Source organism: Alistipes timonensis JC136, assembly GCF_900107675.1.
GTDB classification, from domain to species: domain Bacteria; phylum Bacteroidota; class Bacteroidia; order Bacteroidales; family Rikenellaceae; genus Alistipes; species Alistipes timonensis.
Genome location: NZ_FNRI01000002.1, coordinates 400,959 through 417,346, shown reverse-complemented (window position 1 = coordinate 417,346; position 16,388 = coordinate 400,959). Strand labels below are relative to the sequence as shown.

Below are 16,388 nucleotides of genomic sequence, written 5' to 3'. Positions count from 1 at the left end.
TGTTAATCGTATAATGAGAGAATTTATGAAACATATTTTGTTTTCACAGTCCAAATACGCTGCGCTGCTGTGCATGCTGCTGATCCTCCCGGCGTGGTTCAGCCCGGCTGCGGCGCAGGCACGCAAGGCGCAGCCCCGGCGGGTCGACGTCTCCGTCGCGGTGGTCACGCCCGACGGAAAGCCCGTCCCGAACGCCGGTTTCACCGTGGGTGAGGGTGTGCGGCACCTGAGGGCCGACGAGGCGGGCCGCATCGTCTTTTCCGTCGCGCCCCGCGACCTGGTGACGGTTTCGGCCGAGGGTTTCACCCCTGTCCGCGCACTGGGCAGCGCCCTGGCCGAGTCGTCGCAGGTGACGCTGACTCCCGCGATTTTGCTGGCCGGCGAGAACGACGACATTCCGCTGCCTTACACCACCCTTAAAAAGCGTTATTCGGTGGGCAGCTCCATCGTTATCCGCGGCGAGGAGCTCGAGAAATACTCCTCGACCGATATCCGCAACGCCCTGACGGGTTTGGCCAGCGGCGTTGAGGTTGCCGAGAAATTCGGCGGCCCCGGCGTCAATCCGCTGGAGCACATCGGCCAGTACGGAGCCTCGACGCGCGTAAGCGTCACGACCCGCGGCAAGCAGATGATGTACATGGTCGACGACATTCCCGTACAGATCGACGAGACGCCGCTCGATCCCCAGCAGATCGAGTCGGTCACCATCGTCCGCGACGTGCTCGAAAAGAGCCTCTACGGCCCTTCGGCCGCCAACGGTATCGTCTATATTAAGACCAAGCGCGGCCGTTACAACGACCGTTACCTGACGGTCGACGTCGAGGGCGGCGTGAACACCGTCGACCGCATGCCCGAGTATGTCAGCGGCGCCGATTATGCCCGCCTGAACAACATCGCCCGCAACAACAGCGGCCTCGACATGCTCTATTCGCGCGACGACGTGGCGGCCTATGCCAAGAACGATCCCTACGACAAGTGGAATCCGAGCGTCGATTTTCGCGACATGATGCTCAAAAACACGATGTACTATACCAAAGCCAACGTCTCCTCGGGAGGCGGCAACGACCTGGTGCGCTACTTCGCCTTCCTGGGGTACGCCGGCGAGGACGACATCTACAAGATCGGTCCCGCGGCGAACTACAACCGCGTGAACATCAACGCCAACCTCGACATCAAACTGCACCGTTACATTCGGGCGCGCTTCGGCCTGGTTTCGACCATGGGCATCCGCAAGTCGTCCAACTACGGTTACAGCTCGAACTACTCGAGCGAGGACGCCTCGTCGAACACCACGCTCGGCGTGACCGAGTTCCCCGACATCATCAGCGACATCAACACCACGCCGGGCATCTCGTTCCCGATTTACGCCAACAACGATCCTTCGCTCGAGTCGCCGTGGTACGCCGTCTCGTCGCTCTACAAGCAGAATCCCGTGGCCAATATCCTCGAGAACGGCGCCTATACCGAGACCATCCGCAAGGGGCTGATCAACGTGGGCGTGGATGTCGATTTCTCGTTCCTCACCCCGGGCCTCACGTCGATGACCTACGGCGCCTACGACGCCACGAACCTCGTGCGTCTGGGTACGGCCGAGGACTATGCGGCCTACATCCTGAACAAGGGTATCGACGAGAACGGTTACGATGCGATGATCCCCGAGCAGAGCAGCAGCCACAGCGTGAAGGCCATGGCCAACAAGACCAAACTGCTCGACTATTTTTCGAACCGGTTCTATTTCGTACAGAAATTCGCTTATGACCGCACCTTCGGCCGCCACGCCGTCGCTGCTTCGGCCTCTTATATGATTACCAAGCGTTCGCAGAAGTTCATCACCGAGCACCGCCGCGAGATGACCTTCGGCTTCGGCGCCCGCTATGCCTACGACGGCCGTTACCTCGTGCAGGCGGCCTGCAGCTATCAGGGAACCTATGCGCTGCTCAACAACCGCTGGTCGGCATCGCCGTCGGTGGGTCTGGGCTGGATCGTCTCCGAGGAGAATTTCATGAAGAACCTCCGCGGCATCGACTTCCTGAAGCTGCGCGCCGAGGGCGGCATCCTCTACTACGACGGTTCGATGTCGGCCAACCGCGACGTCGACAACTACAAGTGGGACAGCGACGGACAGAAGTTCGGCCCCCACACGAACAACCAGTGGTTCGGAAGCACTACGAGCAACGCCGTCGACCGGCTCTATGCGCAGATGTTGGGCAATCCCAACCTGCGTTTCGAGAAGCGCCGCGAGTTCACGGTCGGTATCGAGGGACTTGCCCTCCGCCGCCGGCTGAGTTTCGAACTCAACTACTATAACACGCTTTCCGACGGTCCCGTCACCGAGATGAAGAACGTCCTGCCGCTGCTGGCCGGCATTTCGTCGGGATCGCTCTGGATGAACTACGAGAAGACCCGCTATCAGGGCTATGAGCTGGCGCTGGGCTGGCGCGACCGTGCCGGCGACTTCTCCTATTCGGTCAACGGCTGGGCTGCGTTCCAGGCTTCGAAGGTGCTTCGCGCCGACGAGCTCGACTACAAGGACGCCTACCGTTCGAAGGTCGGCTATTCGGCCTCCTCGATCTGGGGCCTGCGCTACATCGGGCAGTTCCAGAGCGACGAGGAGACGCTCGCCGTGCCGCAGCTCTTCGACGACAAACTGCAAAAGGGTGATCTCAAATACGAGGACATGAACGGCGACGGCCAGATCGACGACAACGACTTCTGCGTCATCGGCAACTCGACGCCCAAGATGATCTACGGTGTGAACGTCAACCTCCGCTACCGCGATTTCGACCTGACGGTGGTGGGCACGGGGCGCGCCTTCTACGACCTGGCGCTGACGAACGACTACTTCTGGAACGGCTGGGGCGACGGCAACTATTCGAAGTACACGCTTCGCAACGCCGGCAATCCCAACCACCCGCGCCTGACCTACAACAAGGTCAACAACAACTACAAGACTTCGACCTTCTGGCTGGAGGACGGCGGATTTTTCAAAATCCAGACCGTCGAGCTGGGTTACGAACTGCCCGTGCACCGGCTGGGGATCACCTCGATCCGCCGCATGCGGGTCTATCTGCGCGGCAACAACCTCTGCACCATCTCGAAGATCAAAGATGTCGACCCCGAGGCCCTCAGCTCCGGACTTACGAACTATCCGCTGATGCGTACCTTCGTGGCAGGCATTAAGTTAACTTTCTAATTGAGACGACGATGAAACGAATCTTATTTCAGATATTGGCCGTGGCCGCAGCCGGCGCGACGGGGGCATGCAGCGATTTCCTCGATCCCTATCCCAGTGCGATCCGCTCGGAGGACTACATCCTGACCAACCCGACGACGATGCAGGGCCTCATCGGCAAGTGCTACGACTACATGGCCCAGAACTACAACGACAACGAGGGCGCCTACCTCGACTGCGCCACGGACAACGCCGTGCGCACCTCGACGACCGATGTCCTGCGGCGTTTCGCCGTCGGCGTCACGAGCCCCACGAACGACCCGTTCGAGACCTATTGGGACCGCGACTACAAGGGCATCTACAACGTCAACATGTTCCTCAAGGACAACCGCGGGCTGAACATGCGTTACATGCTCGACGACCACCTCGACGAACTGCTTCGCAACCGCCTCTGGGGCGAAGCCTACGCCCTGCGCGCGTGGTTCCAGTGGGACCTGCTGCAGAAGTTCGGAGGACGCGGTACGGACGGCCGCCTGCTGGGGTATCCCATTCTGCTCGAACCCGTGCGCGTCTGGGAGATGTCGCCCGAGGAGATGCGCGACCTGCGCTTCGAGCGGAACACCTACGACGAGTGCGTGGCGCAGATCTTGCGCGACTGCGATTCGGCCTACAAGTACCTGCCGATCGCGCACCGCGATTTCCTGGTGCCGAACGCCGACGACCGCCGGGTGATGGGCGCCCAGAACTGGGGCCGCCTCGACGGCATCAGCACCGTGGCCATCAAGGCGCTGGTCTGCCTCACGTGGGCCAGCCCGCGCTTCAATCCCGACGGCGATGTGGAACGCTGGCAAAAGGCCGCCGAATATGCCAAGGAGGTGATGGATTTCAAAATGACGGTGGACAACGTTTCCGGCGGTTTCTCCGTCGGCCGGCAGGTCGACTGGTGCGACCCCAATAACCCCGAGATCGTCTACGGTTCGCGCTACAAGTCGTCGAACGACGACATGGAACGCGCCTTCTATCCGGGCGGTTTTCAGGGCAACGGTGCGATGGGCGCCACGCAGGAGTTGGTCGATGCTTTCGGCATGGCCGACGGTTATCCGGTCGGCGAGTCGCCCGAATATGCCTACGATCCCGCGAATCCCTACCTCAACCGCGACCCGCGTTTTTACAGCGTGATCTTCTACAACGGCCGTTCGGTGGTTACGGGACAGACGGGCAAGACCTACAATTTCGAGAACTGGTCCAACGGCGGCAAGGATGCGGCCGGTACCAGCTCGAAGAACTCGCTGACGAACTACCACATCAAAAAGTTCGTCTACATGGGCCTCAACTGGTCCGAGACCTCGGTCAACAAGATGCCGCACTCGAAGTTCTTTATCCGCTGGGCCCACATGGTGCTGGCTTTCGCCGAGGCGGCCAACCAGGTCGGCGGCCCCAACGCCCCGATCGACGGCCTGACGGCCCGCGAGGCCATCGCCTACCTGCGCAGCCGCACGACCTACGACGGCGCCGAGGGTATCAAAACCGATCCCTATCTGGAGCAGGTGTCGCTGGCCGGCAAGGAGGCTTTCGACAAGTTCCTGCGCAACGAGCGCCGCATCGAGACCTGTTTCGAAGGCACGTGGTTCTTCGACCTGCGCCGCTGGACGACGACGCTCGGCGAGCTGAACCGCGAGGTGCACGGCGTGCAGGTTACGCGCCAGCTGAACGGCGACTTCGAGTATAATTTCAACCACGTGGTCGAAAAGCGCTCGTTCACATCGGCTTACCTCCCGATCCCCTACAAGGAGATGCTCAACGTCAAGGGCCTCGTGCAGAACGAAGGCTGGGAGAACTGGCAGTAAATCATAACCCGGAAAAACTGTAAAACCATGAAAAAATACCTGTTCATATTGGCTGCGACCGTCACGCTGACATCGTGTTACGACGACTATGTGAAGGACAACGACACGCAGGCCGTGGGGTTCGCCAACCAGACCGACGTCCGCTCGGTCATCGTGGGCGAGGGCATGAAGTTCTCCACGGGCGTGGCGCTGGGCGGCACGATCGAGAACTCCGTGGACCGTCCGATCAGCTTCGAGATCGACTATTCGCTGGTCAGCGACGCGACGCTGCAGGCGATGAAGACCCATGTCTTCTCCTATATCCAGAATCTCACCAAGTCGCTCAGCTCGCTCGAGGCGCTGCCGGCCGAGGAGTATAAGCTGCTGCCCGAGGGTGGCACCGACGGCCGCGTGACGATCCGCCAGGGTTCGCACCTAGGGCAGATCGTCATCAAAATCGACTCCGCGAAATTCCTCGCCGACGCTTCGCGCACGCTGCCCAAATATGTGATCCCCCTGCACCTGACCGACGGCAACGGCACCGACCTGATGGCCGACAAAGCCACCTCGGTAGTCGGCGTGCGGTACGAGAACATGCTCTTCGGCAACTACTGGCACGGCGGCGAGACCATCGTGACGGACGCTTCGGGCGCGGAGGTCAACCGCATCGCCTACTATACGACCGTCCCGCAGCCCGAGACGCGCGTCTGGACGCTGACCACCGTGGCGCCGTTCTCCCTGACGGCCAACGCCGTGGGCGGCGAACTGAACGGCTCGAAGGCCCAGCTTACGCTGACGCAGGGCGAGGGCGGGGCGATCACGGTGAGCGCCGCGGACGGCGCCGACTATGTGGTCGAGGCCGACGGCGACTGCTCGTTCAACCGCGCGAAGCTGCTGCAAAACCGCAGGATTTACCTGAAGTACAAATACGTGAAGGAGGGACTGACCTACCACGCCACCGATACGCTGACGTTCCGCAACCGCGTGCGCGACGGCGTGAACGAGTGGCAGGACGAGAACCCCGGTAACTACGAATAGCCGTATGAAACGACTCATGAACAGACTGACGCTCCTGGCGGCCGCCGTCTTGGTCGCCGGAAGCCTCGCGGCCAAGTCCCCGGAGTACCGGCGGGTCGAGGCCCGGGAGAATGCGCAGAAACCCGAATGGAAGAGCTACGAGGCGAAGACCGTCGATCGCCTTCCGGGTTTCAACTGCCGGAAAAGCGATCCCAAACAGAGCGTCTACGGCGGCTGGATGGTTGACCGGCAGGAGGCTACCGGATTCTTCCGCACGCAGAAGATCGGCGACCGATGGTGGCTGATTGACCCCGAGGGATGGCCCTTTATCCACAAGGCCGTGGCCGTCTTCACGACGGGCGGTTCGGACCGCCAGAAAAAGGCCCTCGAAGAGAAGTTCGGGACGCGCGCCGCATGGGCCGCCGACCAGCAGGAGATGCTGCGCCGCTACGGGTTCAACGGGCTGGGAGCCTGGTCGGACGTGAACACGGTCCGCGAGTCGGAGCGCCCGATGCCCTACACCGTGATCGTAAATCCGATGGGCATGTACCACGGGCAGCACCGCAGGCACTTCGGCGGCAAGTACAAGCAGGCCGGATGGCAGGGTTACCGCTTCGACCTGGCGATGGTCTTCGACCCCGGGTTCGACGCGGTGATCGACCGGGCTGTCGCGCCCATCGCCAAATACCGCGACGACAAGTACCTGCTGGGTTATTTCACCGACAACGAGCTGCCGTGGGTCAACGATGCGCTGGACCGCCACTTGACGCTGCTGGCGCACGACGAGGATGCCTACATCGCCGTCCGCAAGTGGTACGACGAGCGCAAGGGCGTGAAGGACGCTCCGGCGGCGGAGATCACCGATGCCGACCGCAAGGCGTTCCAGGCCTTCTATTTTGATACCTACATGCGCAAGGTCACCGAAGCGCTCCGCAGGTACGATTCCAACCACCTCTACCTGGGCTGCCGCTTCAACCAGCACCGTCAGGAGATGGCCAGTCCGGAGATTTTCGCCGTGGCCGGCAAGTATATGGATGTGATTTCGATCAACCACTACCGGCTGTGGGAACCCAACGCCGCGTGGATGGCCGATTGGGAGAAGTGGTCGGGCAAGCCGTTCATCATCACCGAGTTTTATACCAAGGGTGAGGATTCGGGACTGCCGAACAACACCGGAGCCGGATGGAACGTGCGGACGCAGGCCGACCGCGGCTGGTTCTACCAGAATTTCGTGACGGAGCTGCTGCGCAGCGGCAACTGTGTGGGCTGGCACTGGTTCACCTACATGGACAACGATCCCCAGAATTTGAAGACCGACCCCTCGAACCGCGATTCGAACAAGGGCGTCGTGGCCTGGAACTTCGAGCCCTACACCGTACTGTTAGACGAGATGAAGCAGTTGAACGACTGCACCTTCCGGCTGATCCGCCATCTGGATGCGGAGAAGGCTGAAGAAAACCGAAAAACGACCAAATAGCCATGAATAAATCGCTGAAATACCTGCTTTTGATCGCAGCCGCCGCGCTTTTGGCCGCCGGCTGCGCGGAAGACAAGACCTATGCGCTGCCCGAAGTTTATCCCTCCGGCGGCGATACGCCCTCGGACGTGGAGCCGCCGCATCAGGTGCGCGCCCGCAAGAACAAGACCTCGGCGTGGGGCGACTACCTCGCCTACACGGTCGACCGCATCCACGGCTTCACGCCCGGTGAAGACCCCGCCACCGACAAATACGGCGGCTGGAAGGTCTCTTCGCTGCAGGCGACCGGCTTTTTCCGCACGCAGCAGATCGGCGGACGCTGGTGGATGATAACTCCCGAAGGCAACCTCTACATCTGCAAGGGCGTGGCCGTGTTCAGCGCCGGCGGTTCGGACCGCCAGCAGGCCAAACTGCTGGAGAAGTTCGGGTCGACCTCGGAGTGGGCCCGCCAGGAGACCTCGATGCTCAAGGCCCGCGGGTTCAACGGCCTGGGAGCGTGGTCGAATGTGTCGACCGTGCGCAAACTCACCGAGCCGATGCCCTACACGGTGATCGTCAGCCCGATGGGCAAGCTCAACAGCTACATCAAATCCTCGGGTGAGGAGGCCGACGCGAGCTGGTCGGGCTGGGAGGGTTATCCCAACGACTTTGCGATGGTGTTCCATCCCAAGTTCGACGAGTATGTCGAGAGCGAGATCAAGACAATTTCCGCCTACAAGGACGATCCCTACTGCATCGGTTATTTCACCGACAACGAGATTCCGTGGAAGGACTATGCGCTGGACCGCTGTCTGGAGAAGTGGCCCGCTACGCACATCAACCACCAGAAGGCCCAGGAGTGGCTCGACCAGCGCAAAGGCAAGGTCGGGGCGAAACTCTCCGAGGCTACGGCGGCCGACCGCCGCGCCTTCATCGCCTACTGTCTGGAGGTCTATCTGGAGAAGGTGACCAAGGCGATCAAAAAGTACGATCCCAACCACCTCTATCTGGGCTGCCGCTTCAACCAGTGGAACTACGAACTGGTGAACGACGAGATGTTCAAGACCGCCGGCAAGTACATGGACATTCTCTCGATCAACCATTACCAGAAATGGGAGCCCGATGCACAGGCCGTGCAGAACTGGGGCGCGTGGTCCGGGAAGCCGTTCTTCGTGACGGAGTTCTACACCAAGGGCGAGGATTCGGAGCTGCCGAACACCACCGGGGCCGGATGGAACGTCCGCACGCAGGCCGAGCGCGGCTATTTCTACCAGAATTTCGCGCTTAAACTCATCGAAAGCAAGGTTTGCGTGGGCTGGCACTGGTTCACCTATCAGGACAACGATCCCGAGAACCTGAACACCGATCCCTCGAACCGCGACTCGAACAAGGGCATGGTGACCTGGGATTTCCAATACTATTCGCCCCTGCTGGACAACATGGAGGAGCTGAACGGCAATGTCTATCAGCTGACCCGCTTTTACGATGCGCAATAAAACCGACCGATTATGAAAACCCTGTTGAAATCAAAAATAATTCTGCTGCTGGGGATCGTGGCGCTGTGGGGCTGCGAGGAGGATGTGACCCCGTTGCGGCACACTGCGCCGCAGGTAACGTTCCCGGTGCAGGAGACCTCGCTGACGGCTGTCGTCGGCGATCCGGTGGAGTTCCGGGCCGATATCGAGAGCGGCGACAAACTCACCTGCGGATGGTATGTCGACGGGACGCTCGAAGCCTCGACCCCCGGAATGACCTATACCTTCAGCGCCCCGGGCGACTATGAAGTGCGCTTCGAGGCCCGCAACGGCGCCGGGAAAGTGGAGAGAAGCTATGCCGTGAAGGTCGCCGACGTGCTGGAGATGCACCTTTCGGTGGGCGACTCGACGCGCATCGTGCGCCGTCAGTTGGACATCCTGAAGGTGATGGCCATCGTCGACGCCGGATCGGATGTCGTCCACGAGTGGAAGGTGGACGGCGAGGTGAAGTCGGACAAAGCCTATTTCGACACCTTCGACCTGCCCGAAGCCAAGGTCTACACCGTGGCCTATGCAGGTACGAACGCCGCCGGGACCTTCCGGAAAAGTTTCGAAGTGCAGGCCACGGAGCGTCCGCTGGAGATCAGCTTCTCGAACGAGGACGCGACGATCTCCTGCAAGGACGGCGCCGTCGTGGAGATCATCGCCACGGTGAAATACGGCGGTACGGGCGTGCAGCACGAATGGAAGGTAGACGGCGTGACGGTCTCGACCGACGCCGTGTTCAGCCGCGCTTTCGACGGCGCGGGCCCCTACACGATCGCCTACCACGGCGTGAACTCCAAGCAGGAGACCGTGGACCGCACGTGGACCGTGACGATCATACCGTCGGGCGCGCTCTTCGAGCATTTCGAGGATTACACCGAGCTGCCTAAATGGTGGACCCTGAAACAGAATACCCCGGGTATCGAACTGGCGGACAATCCCAAACCCGAAGGGATCAACACGAGTCTGAAGGTGCTTCGCGACAATGTTACCGGCACGGGCGGAACGTCCGGTTATTTCGACCTGAAGCTGAAAGAGATTCCGGTCGACAAGATCGACGTGACGAAGTACACGGGCGTCCGGTTCAAGGTCTACCTGGGCAAGAACAAGTATTATCCCCGTGTGGAATATGCCGGGAAAAAGTATGCTTCCGTGACCAAGCCGCAGTTCAAGGACGAGTGGGAGGTATTGGAGTACAAGTTCGATTCGAATCTCGACGCGACGAAGAACCTGACGTTCCGCCCGATGCTGCAGGAGAACGGCAATAATATCGCCTCGGGACCTGTGACCGAAACCAACACCCGCACGGTGTATATCGACGATATCGAGTTTTTGGAGTAAACTGAAATACGAATGACGATGAAAAAGATAATTTGGATGCAGGCGGTCCTGCTGATGGGACTGGCTGCGCTGTGGGGATGCGGCGGCGATGACACGACGGACGAACAGCCGGCCGTCATGCCGCAGGTGACCTTTCCCGTCACGGAATCGGCCGTGTCGGCCTATGTCGACGACGCCGTGCGTTTCGAGGCGGTGATCGAAAGCCCCGGGCCGCTCAGTTGCAGTTGGTTCGTCGACGGGAAACTGATGGCCGCGACGGCTTCGATGACCTATGTGTTCCGGGCCAAAGGCACCTATGACGTGCATTTCGAGGCCTCGAACACGGTCGGAAAGGTCGAGAAGGACTATTCGGTGACGGTCGAGGGATCGCCCCTCGGGATCGAGTTCTCGAACGAGGAGGAGACCGTCTCCTGCCTGCCGGGCGAGGAGGTGCTCATCTCGGCGACGGTCGTGGCCGGCGACAAGGAGGTCGTGCACGAATGGAAAGTCGATGACGAGGTGGTTTCGACGACCACGGAGTTCAAATACACCTTCGGCAAGATGGGTTCCTATACGGTGACCTACCGCGGCGTGAATGCCGACGAGGTGTCGGTGAACCGCACGTGGACCGTAACGGTCGACGAACTGCCGCTGGAGATCGAATTCTCGGTAACCGATGCTGTGATCTCCTGCGTGCAGGGCAGCGAGGTGGCCATCACGGCGACGGTGAAGAACGGCGGAACGGGCCTCGTGCACGAATGGAAGGTCGGCAGCGACGTGGTGTCTACGACTGCGGAGTTCAAACAGAAGTTCGACGAGGTAGGAACCTTTACGGTCTCTTACAAGGGCGTCAACGGCAAGGGCGAGGAAAAAACTTCGTCGTGGACGGTCGGGGTCGAGGAGAAACCGTTGGAGATCGAGTTTTCGAAGGCCGACGGTTCGACGCTCCGGAGTGCCGCGGGTGACGAGGTGGTCATCACGGCGACGGTGAAGGGCGGCGGAACGGGCCTCGTGCACGAATGGAAAGTCGGCGGCGACGCGGTGTCGGCGACCGCGGAGTTCAGGCATGCGTTCGATGCCGCCGGAACCTATACGGTGACCTATAAGGGTGTCAACGCCAAGGGCGAGGAGAAGACCGCCTCGTGGACCGTCGAGGTGAGCGAAGCGGGTGCCGGCTATATGTTCGAGAATTTCGAGACCCTGTCGTCGCTTGCATCGGACTACATCAAGGAGGGTAACAAGGGTTCGTTGTCGATTGTCAACAATCCCTATCCGACAACTGCCAATCCGAGCGGTAAGGTGCTGAAGGTGGACATGTCGGCGACGACGACGGGTACATCGGCCTTTTTCGATGTTTATCTCGATAAGAAGCTCTCCGGGGCCGAGCGCGTGAAATACAAGGCGATCCGGATTCGGATTTATCTGGGCAAAAACGAGTATTATCCGCGTATGCTCATTCCGAAAACTCCGGAAGGCGGTTCGGGACAGCCCAATAAGATGCCTTGCAAGATCAACGGGCAGGCGTTTGCGAACAACAACGCTTCGGCGGCGGAGTGGAAGAAGCTCGTCAAAACCGACGATTGGAACGAATTTGTGTATGATCTGGAGGGCTGCGGATACGGGTTCAGCAATTGCAGCGAGTTCAACCAGGTTCAGTTCCGGCCTCTGGTGAACATGAGCGCCGGCGGGATGAGCGGTTTCGACGCCGAAACCAACAACCGGACCGTTTATTACGACGATATCGAGTTCCTCGAATAACCGGGAACGCAGACATACCCTGCGGCCTCCGTCCTGTGACGGGCGGAGGCCGTTTTATGACTCAACAAAAAAAGGCACATTAGTTACGATGAACAGAAAAGCAATCGCCCTGTGGCTGCTCGTGGCGGCGGCGGGTCTGGCGGGATGTTCCGACCGGGAGGTCTACAAGGACCCCGCGGCGGCAGTCGAAGACCGCGTGGAGGACCTGTTGGGACGCATGACGCTCGAAGAGAAGGTGATGCAGGTCACTCAGTGGACCTATGGAAAGAACATGAACGTCAACAACGTCGAGAGCGAGACGAAGGCCGTGAGCCCGATGATCGGCTCGCTGCTCTACCGCAGTACCAGTCCGGCGTATTACAACCGGATTCAGCGCAAGGCCGTCGAGGAGTCGCGGCTCGGGATTCCGATCCTGTGCGGCTTCGACGTGATCCACGGCTACCGCACGATCTTCCCCATTCCGCTGGGGCAGGCCTGCTCGTGGAACGAGGCGCTGGTCGGGGAGTCGTGCCGCGTCGCGGCGCGCGAGTCGCGGCTGTCGGGCGTGCACTGGACCTTCTCGCCGATGGTCGATGTGGCGCGCGACGCCCGCTGGGGCCGCGTGTCCGAAGGTTACGGCGAGGACCCCTACCTGAACGGAATGATGGGTGCCGCCGCGGTGAAGGGCTATCAGGGCGACGACCTGACGGCGGACGGTGCGATCGCCGCCTGTCTGAAACATTTCGTGGGCTACGCCTATTCCGACGGCGGCCGCGATTACCACTACACCGAGATCTCCCCGCAAACGTTGTGGGATACGGCGCTTCCGCCGTTCGAAATGGGGGTGAAGGCCGGCGCCGCGACGGTGATGAGCGCCTTCAACGACATTTCGGGCATACCGGCGTCGGCCAACCGCTATACGATGACCGACATCCTGCGCGGCATGTGGGGTTTCGACGGTTTGGTGGTTTCGGACTGGGACGCCGTGAAGCAGCTTGTCGCGCAAGGCGTGGCCGCCGACCGGGCCGAGGCTGCGGCCAAGGCGATCACGGCAGGGCTGGACATGGACATGGTGGACGATGTCTACCGGGAGAATCTGGAAGCCCTGGTCGAAAGCGGACGGGTGTCGGAAAAGGTGCTGGACGAAGCCGTGCGGCGTATCCTGCGTGTGAAATTCCGCCTCGGGCTGTTCGAAAATCCCTATATCGAGGAGCTGCCCGACGAACAGCGTTACCTGTCGACCGAAGCGCGTGCCGCGGCGCGGGAACTGGCGGCCGAGAGCATGGTGCTGTTAAAGAACCGCGGCAGGACGCTGCCCGTCGCCGGAGACGTGCGGCGCATTGCGCTGATGGGACCGATGGCCGACAACCGCGCGGACCTGATGGGGTCGTGGTGGGGTCAGGGCGAGGCTGACGATGTGGTGACGATCCTCGAGGGCGTGAAGGCCGAGTTTGCCGGAAAGGCCCGGATCGACTATGTGAAAGGGTGCGATTTCGACGGCGGCGACCGTTCGGAGTTCGCCCGTGCCGCAGCCGCGGCACGCGGTGCCGACCTCGTGGTGCTCTGCATGGGCGAGAAACGCAACTGGAGCGGTGAGAACGCTTCGCGGGCCAGCCTTGCGCTGCCGGCGATTCAGGAGGAGTTCGTGCGCGAAATGGCCCGCACGGGGCGGCCCGTCGTGGTGCTGCTTTCGTCGGGGCGGCCCGTGGACGTGCGCGGCGTCGAGCCCGCAGCCGATGCGCTGGTCGAGATCTGGCAGCCCGGAACCGAGGGCGGCAGCGCCGTTGCGCAGCTGCTTTCGGGCAAGGTCAATCCCTCGGGGCGTCTGGCTATCACGTTCCCGGTCTGCGCCGAGCAGCAGCCCGTCTACTACAACCAGCGGCAGGCGGCGCGTCCCAAGTCGGGGCGTTACCAAAACCTGCAGCACGAGCCGATGTATCCGTTCGGCTACGGGCTGAGCTATACGACCTTCGAATACGGGCCGCTGCGGCTCGACCGCGAAACCCTGCGCCGCGGCGAACGGCTGACGGCCGAGGTCGAGGTGACGAACGGCGGTGCGATGGACGGCAAGGAGACCGTGATGTGGTTCCTCTCGGACCCGACGGCCTCGATATCGCGTCCGGTGCGTGAATTGAAGCATTTCGAGAAACAGTTTATTCCGGCGGGCGAAAGCCGTGTGTTCCGTTTCGAGATCGACCCCGTGCGCGACCTGTCGTTCCCCGACCACACGGGAAAGCGGCTGTTGGAGAACGGCGCGTTCTACCTGCACGTGAACGGCCAGAAAGTGAAATTCGAACTGATCTAATAAGACTTATATGAAGAATATCATGTTGATTCTGGCGCTGGCAGGATGCTGTGCGGCGCTGCCCGCGGCGGCGGGGGAGGATGCTCCCGCACCGCAGATCGTCAACGTCGCCGGCCGGGAGACCGTGTCGCTCGACGGGCTCTGGAAGACGATCGTCGATCCTTACGAGAACGGTTACTACGACTATCGCCGCAAACCGTTGAAGGACAATATGTCCTACTTCGCCGACGACGATTTCGACAAGGACCGCACCAAGCTTTTCGAGTACAATTTCAACACCGACCGCACGCTGCTGGTGCCGGGCGACTGGAACACCCAGCGTCCCCAGCTCTACTATTACGAGGGCACGGTCTGGTACCGCAACCTGTTCGATTACAAGCCCCGCACGGACCGCCGCACGTTCCTCTACTTCGGGGCGGCGAACTACGAGACGATCGTGGGGCTGAACGGCCGCAAGATCGGCAAACACGTCGGCGGCTACACGCCCTTCAACTTCGAGATCACCGGCAAGGTGCGCGAGGGGCAGAACTCGCTGGTGGTGAAGGTCGACAACAAACGGCTGGCCGAGGGCGTCCCGACACTCAATTCCGACTGGTGGAACTACGGCGGGCTGACGCGCAGCGTCGTGATTGTCGAGACGCCGCTGACCTTCATCCGCGACTACTCGGTGCAGTTGAAGAAGGGCGAGCCGCAGGTGATCGCCGGCTGGGTGCAGCTCGACGGCGCCGAGGCCGAGCAGACGGTGACGGTGGAGATTCCCGAACTGAAAATTTCGAAACGGGTCACGACCGACGCCAACGGCTATGCCGCGTTCGAGGTGAAAGCCAAACCGGTCTATTGGTCGCCCGAGAATCCGAAACTCTATGCCGTGAAGATCGCCGCCGAGACCGACTCGGTGAATGACCGCATCGGCTTCCGCACGATCGAGACCCGGGGCACGAAGATCCTGCTTAATGGCAAAGAGGTGTTCTGCCGCGGCGTGTCGATCCACGAGGAGGCGCCCTACGGCATGAGCGGCCGCGCCTTTTCCGGGGAACAGGCCCGCATCCTGCTGGGATGGGCCAAGGAGATGGGCTGTAATTTCGTGCGGCTGGCGCACTATCCCCACAACGAGGCGATGGTCCGTGCGGCCGAGGAGATGGGACTGATGGTGTGGTCGGAAATTCCGGTCTACTGGACGATCCAGTGGGAAAATCCCGCGACCTATGCCAATGCCGAGGCGCAGCTGGCGGACATGATTACGCGCGATAAGAACCGTGCCAATGTGGTGATCTGGTCCGTGGCCAACGAGACCCCGCACGGCGAGGCGCGCCTGAAATTCCTGCGGTCGCTCATCGCCAAGGCCCGCGGCATGGACGACACCCGGCTGGTGAGCGCCGCCATGGAGAAGACCCGCCTGAAACCCGACCTGCTGACGGTGAAGGACGATCTGGCCGATCTGGTGGACCTCATCAGTTTCAACCAGTATGTCGGCTGGTACGACGGCGAGTCGGAGAAGTGCGACCGGGTGAACTGGACTTTCGACCTCGAAAAGCCGGTTTTCATCTCGGAGTTCGGCGGCGGGGCGGTTTACGGCCGTCACGGCGGGCGCACGGAGCGGTTCACCGAGGAGTACATGGAAGATCTCTACGAGCGCAGCGTCAACATGTTCAAACGGATGCCCGGGCTGGCCGGGACCACGCCGTGGGTTTTGAAGGATTTCCGTTCGCCGCGCCGTCAGATGGTCGGCATTCAGGACGATTTCAACCGCAAGGGCCTCGTCTCGGACCAGGGCGGCAAAAAGAAAGCCTATTTCGTCATGCAGCGCTGGTACGACGAACTGAAGGAGCAGTACGAATAAGACTTGCGCCGGGACATGCGCTTTATGCGCATGTCCCGACCGTGGTTCGCCGCCCGGTAACCCCGGGCGGCTTTTTTTCGATTCCGATTTCGAAAATTTCCCGAAATTTCGTATCTTGTCGGATGGATAGAGAAACCGAGTATGTGTAGATTGATCCTCCTTTTGCTGTTTCTGAGCTGGAATTTCCCCCCCCCG

At 61.1% G+C, this 16,388-nt stretch carries 9 protein-coding genes; all 9 read left to right on the top strand.

Features of this window, described 5'->3' with window-relative positions; genetic code table 11:
• Positions 1 to 25 precede the first annotated feature (25 nt).
• The 9 genes from BLU78_RS03995 to BLU78_RS03955 all read left to right on the top strand — a co-directional run bounded on the left by BLU78_RS03995 (position 26) and on the right by BLU78_RS03955 (position 16,193).
• Positions 26 to 3,193, top strand: coding sequence for a SusC/RagA family TonB-linked outer membrane protein (locus tag BLU78_RS03995; RefSeq protein WP_229096273.1), 3,168 nt, complete (start codon positions 26 to 28; stop codon positions 3,191 to 3,193).
• Between the two features lie 11 nt (positions 3,194 to 3,204).
• Complete coding sequence (locus tag BLU78_RS03990) at positions 3,205 to 5,019, top strand: RagB/SusD family nutrient uptake outer membrane protein (RefSeq protein WP_026020748.1); 1,815 nt, start codon at positions 3,205 to 3,207, stop codon at positions 5,017 to 5,019.
• Between the two features lie 27 nt (positions 5,020 to 5,046).
• Complete coding sequence (locus BLU78_RS03985; protein ID WP_010263074.1) at positions 5,047 to 6,036, top strand: DUF1735 domain-containing protein; 990 nt, start codon at positions 5,047 to 5,049, stop codon at positions 6,034 to 6,036.
• A gap of 4 nt (positions 6,037 to 6,040) precedes the next feature.
• On the top strand, positions 6,041 to 7,492 hold the full coding sequence (locus BLU78_RS03980; protein WP_026020749.1) for a hypothetical protein: 1,452 nt from the start codon (positions 6,041 to 6,043) through the stop codon (positions 7,490 to 7,492).
• 2 nt (positions 7,493 to 7,494) lie between these two features.
• Positions 7,495 to 8,967 (top strand): hypothetical protein, encoded by a 1,473-nt coding sequence (locus tag BLU78_RS03975; RefSeq protein ID WP_010263077.1) that lies wholly within the window; start codon positions 7,495 to 7,497, stop codon positions 8,965 to 8,967.
• 12 nt (positions 8,968 to 8,979) lie between these two features.
• Positions 8,980 to 10,332 (top strand): PKD domain-containing protein, encoded by a 1,353-nt coding sequence (locus tag BLU78_RS03970; RefSeq protein WP_010263079.1) that lies wholly within the window; start codon positions 8,980 to 8,982, stop codon positions 10,330 to 10,332.
• 18 nt (positions 10,333 to 10,350) lie between these two features.
• Positions 10,351 to 12,069, top strand: a complete 1,719-nt coding sequence (locus BLU78_RS03965; protein WP_231290857.1) for a PKD domain-containing protein — start codon at positions 10,351 to 10,353, stop codon at positions 12,067 to 12,069.
• 88 nt (positions 12,070 to 12,157) lie between these two features.
• Complete coding sequence (locus BLU78_RS03960) at positions 12,158 to 14,353, top strand: glycoside hydrolase family 3 N-terminal domain-containing protein (protein WP_010263085.1); 2,196 nt, start codon at positions 12,158 to 12,160, stop codon at positions 14,351 to 14,353.
• Positions 14,354 to 14,363: 10 nt separating this feature from the next.
• Positions 14,364 to 16,193, top strand: a complete 1,830-nt coding sequence (locus BLU78_RS03955) for a glycoside hydrolase family 2 protein (RefSeq protein ID WP_010263088.1) — start codon at positions 14,364 to 14,366, stop codon at positions 16,191 to 16,193.
• The last annotated feature ends 195 nt before the right edge of the window (positions 16,194 to 16,388 follow it).

Bases quoted from the DNA above. Each gene is read 5' to 3' on its own strand.
- BLU78_RS03995 (WP_229096273.1), top strand. From the start codon at position 26: ATGAAACATATTTTGTTTTCACAGTCCAAATACGCTGCGCTGCTGTGC.
- BLU78_RS03985 (WP_010263074.1), top strand. From the start codon at position 5,047: ATGAAAAAATACCTGTTCATATTGGCTGCGACCGTCACGCTGACATCG.
- BLU78_RS03975 (WP_010263077.1), top strand. From the start codon at position 7,495: ATGAATAAATCGCTGAAATACCTGCTTTTGATCGCAGCCGCCGCGCTT.
- BLU78_RS03955 (WP_010263088.1), top strand. From the start codon at position 14,364: ATGAAGAATATCATGTTGATTCTGGCGCTGGCAGGATGCTGTGCGGCG.
- BLU78_RS03970 (WP_010263079.1), top strand. From the start codon at position 8,980: ATGAAAACCCTGTTGAAATCAAAAATAATTCTGCTGCTGGGGATCGTG.
- BLU78_RS03960 (WP_010263085.1), top strand. From the start codon at position 12,158: ATGAACAGAAAAGCAATCGCCCTGTGGCTGCTCGTGGCGGCGGCGGGT.
- BLU78_RS03990 (WP_026020748.1), top strand. From the start codon at position 3,205: ATGAAACGAATCTTATTTCAGATATTGGCCGTGGCCGCAGCCGGCGCG.
- BLU78_RS03965 (WP_231290857.1), top strand. From the start codon at position 10,351: ATGAAAAAGATAATTTGGATGCAGGCGGTCCTGCTGATGGGACTGGCT.
- BLU78_RS03980 (WP_026020749.1), top strand. From the start codon at position 6,041: ATGAAACGACTCATGAACAGACTGACGCTCCTGGCGGCCGCCGTCTTG.